This window comes from Variovorax sp. 01T439_2, assembly GCF_056398445.1.
Window position 1 is genome coordinate 1 of record NZ_JBFTPJ010000755.1, and the last position, 2959, is coordinate 2959.

At 70.4% G+C, this 2959-nt stretch carries 3 protein-coding genes; 1 reads left to right on the top strand and 2 read right to left on the bottom strand.

Features of this window, described 5'->3' with window-relative positions; translation table 11 throughout:
* On the top strand, positions 1–588 hold a 588-nt coding region (locus tag AC1DOC_RS27205), incomplete at its 5' end, for a TolC family protein (RefSeq protein WP_478130875.1).
* Positions 589–603: 15 nt separating this feature from the next.
* On the opposite strand, the gene AC1DOC_RS27210 is transcribed toward AC1DOC_RS27205, so the two are convergent.
* Together AC1DOC_RS27210 and AC1DOC_RS27215 are read right to left on the bottom strand one after the other, a co-directional pair.
* Positions 604–1980 (bottom strand): 3-deoxy-D-manno-octulosonic acid transferase, encoded by a 1377-nt coding sequence (locus AC1DOC_RS27210; protein WP_015866502.1) that lies wholly within the window; start codon positions 1978–1980, stop codon positions 604–606.
* 5 nt (positions 1981–1985) lie between these two features.
* Positions 1986–2959: phosphomannomutase/phosphoglucomutase (locus AC1DOC_RS27215; RefSeq protein ID WP_478130876.1), on the bottom strand; the 974-nt coding region annotated here is incomplete at its 5' end.

Below are 2959 nucleotides of genomic sequence, written 5' to 3' on the forward strand. Positions count from 1 at the left end.
GTGTTCAACCTGCCGCTCTTCGCGGGCTTTGCCACCGAGAACCGCATCAAGGAAACGCTGGCCCTCGAGGACCAGTCGCGCAGCGTGCTCGAAGGCACCCGCCGCAGCGTCGCGCAGGCCACGCGCGCGGCCTACCTCGGGCTGGTGTCCGGTGCGGGCCAGGTCAAGGCGCTCGAGGCGGCCGAGGCTTCGAGCCAGAGCGCGCTCGACGCCAACCGGCTCGGCTACCAGGTGGGCGTGCGCATCAACATCGACGTGCTCAATTCGCAGAGCCAGCTCTACCAGACCAAGCGCGATCTCGCGCAGGCGCGCTACAACGTGCTGCTGGGCAACCTGAAGCTGCGCCAGGCCAACGGCACGCTGACGGTCGACGACATGAACGCGATCAACGCGACACTGGCAAAGAACGGCAGCACGGCGGCAACGCCTGCGCCCGGCGAACGGCCGCAGGCCGCGCCTTCGGTGCCCGTGACGCCGCCGCCCATTCCCGTGGTGCCGCCGGTGCCGGTGCAGCCGTTCAATCCGCCGGCACCGACGATGCCTTCGGCACCGCCGCCGCCGGTCATCCTGAACCCGCCGGTGCGCTGAGGAATCAACCCGCAGCTACTCGAGCGTGGGTTCCGCCCGCGCATCCTCGAGCGGCGCGGCTTCGGTCGCCACCGGATCGGCGGCCTGCGCAATGGCCAGCACCGCCGCTGCCGTGCGTTCGGCGGCGCCGCGGTTCGATGACGAGAAAGCCAGCGCGGCCTCGGCCATGGCGGCGCGCCGCTCGGGGTTCTCGACCAGCTTGAGCGCCGCGGTGACCGCCTGCTCCATGTTCTCGACGCGCAGCGAGGCACCGGCCGCCAGCGAAAGCTGCGCCGCTTCGGCAAAGTTGAAGGTCGAGGGCCCCATGACCACCGGGCAGCCGCAGGCGGCCGGCTCGATGAGGTTCTGCCCGCCCAGCGGCTCGAAGCTTCCGCCGAGCAGCGCGACGTCGGCCAGGCCGTAGTACAGCGCCATTTCGCCGAGCGAATCGCCGAGCCAGATCTCGGCGTCCGACGGCTCGCCCGCGGCGCTGCGGCGCGCCACGGCAAAGCCTTCGGCCTCGATCAGCGCGGCCACTTCGTCGAAGCGCTGCGGATGGCGCGGCACGATCATCCACTGCACGTCGTGCACGCGCTTGGCAATGGAGCGGATGGCGCCCTGCTCGGGCGGCACAGGCGCCGTGGCGCCGAAGCGCCTGAGCACGTCGAGCAGCATGCGCTCCTCGCCGTCGCGCGAACTCGCGAGCACCACCATCGGCTTGGGCAGCCGCTCGCGCAGCGTCGCGGCCGCGGCCAGCTGGCGCGCATCGGGCGAGGCGTCGAACTTGAGGTTGCCGTAGATGCCGGCCACCTTGGCGCCCAGCGACACCAGCCGGTGCGCGTCGGCCTCGGTCTGGGCCCACACGGCGGCCAGCGCCGAGTACGCGGGCCGCGCGAGCCAGCCGAGGCGTTCGGCCGCGGCCAGCGATTTCTCGTTGAGCCGCGCATTGGCCAGCACCAGCGGGATGCGGCGCTCGGCGCAGGCGGCGGCCATCTCGGGCCAGACCTCGGTTTCCATCAGCACGCCGATGCGCGGCTGGAAGCGGTCGAGAAAGCGCTGCACCGCGCCCGGCATGTCCCAGGGCTGCCAGACCTGCGTGTCGCCGGGTTCAAGCAGCTTGGCGCCCTCTTCGCGGCCGGTGGCGGTGCCGTGCGTGAGCAGGATCGGTATGCCCGGGTACTGCCTGCGCAGTTCGGCGATCAGGATGGCGGCCGCGCGCGTTTCACCGAGCGAGACTGCATGCACCCAGCACTGGCCCTCGCCGGTGGTTGCATCGTCGTAGTGGCCGAAGCGCTCCTCCACGGCCACGCCGTAGCCGGGCTCGGCCTCGGCCCTGCGCCGCAGCTTGCGGCGAACCAGCGGTTGCACGGCGGTGGTGAAGGCGCCGTAGAGGCGCAGCAGCAGCGAACGCACGGTGCTCAGTGCGACGCTTCGGCCAGCGTCGCGTCGGCCTTCACGGTCTTGAGGAGCGCGAGCATCTCGGCCTCGATGCGCTTGAGGGCCGCATCGGTCTGGCCTTCGAAGCGCAGCACCAGCACCGGCGTGGTGTTGGACGCGCGAATGAGCCCGAAGCCGTCGGGCCAGTCGACGCGCAGGCCGTCGATGGTCGAGACCACCGCGGGGGCCGCGAAGCTCGCGCCCGCGACGAGCTTGTCGACCACCGCGTGCGGTTCGCCTTCGGCGCACTTCACGTTGAGCTCGGGTGTCGAGAAGCTCGTGGGCAGCGCGTTGAGCGTGTCGCTCGCATTGGGCGTCTTGCTCAGGATCTCGAGCAGGCGGCAGCCCGCGTAGGTGCCGTCGTCGAAGCCGAACCAGCGCTCCTTGAAGAAGATGTGGCCGCTCATCTCGCCGCCCAGCGGCGAATCGATTTCCTTCATCTTGGCCTTGATCAGCGAATGGCCGGTCTTGAAGATCATCGGCTTGCCGCCCGCGGCCTCGATGGCCGGCGCCAGGCGCTGCGAGCACTTCACGTCGTACACGATGGTGCCGCCCGGCACGCGCGAGAGCACGTCCTGCGCAAAGAGCTGCATCTGGCGGTCGGGGAAGATGTTCTGGCCATCCTTGGTGACGATGCCCAGCCGGTCGCCGTCGCCGTCGAAGGCCAGGCCCAGTTCGGCGTCGCCCGAGGCCAGCGCGGCCATCAGGTCCTTGAGGTTCTCGGGCTTGCTCGGATCGGGGTGGTGGTTGGGAAAGTTGCCGTCGACCTCGCTGAAGAGCTCCGTCACTTCGCAGCCGATGGYGCGGAAGATGGCCGGTGCCGAAGCGCCCGCAATGCCGTTGCCCGAATCGACCACGATCTTCAGCGGACGGGCCAGCTGGATGTCGCCGACGATGCGCTTCGTGTAGGCGTCGGTCACGTCGACCTTGCGCACGCTGCCGCCGGGGGCGAGCC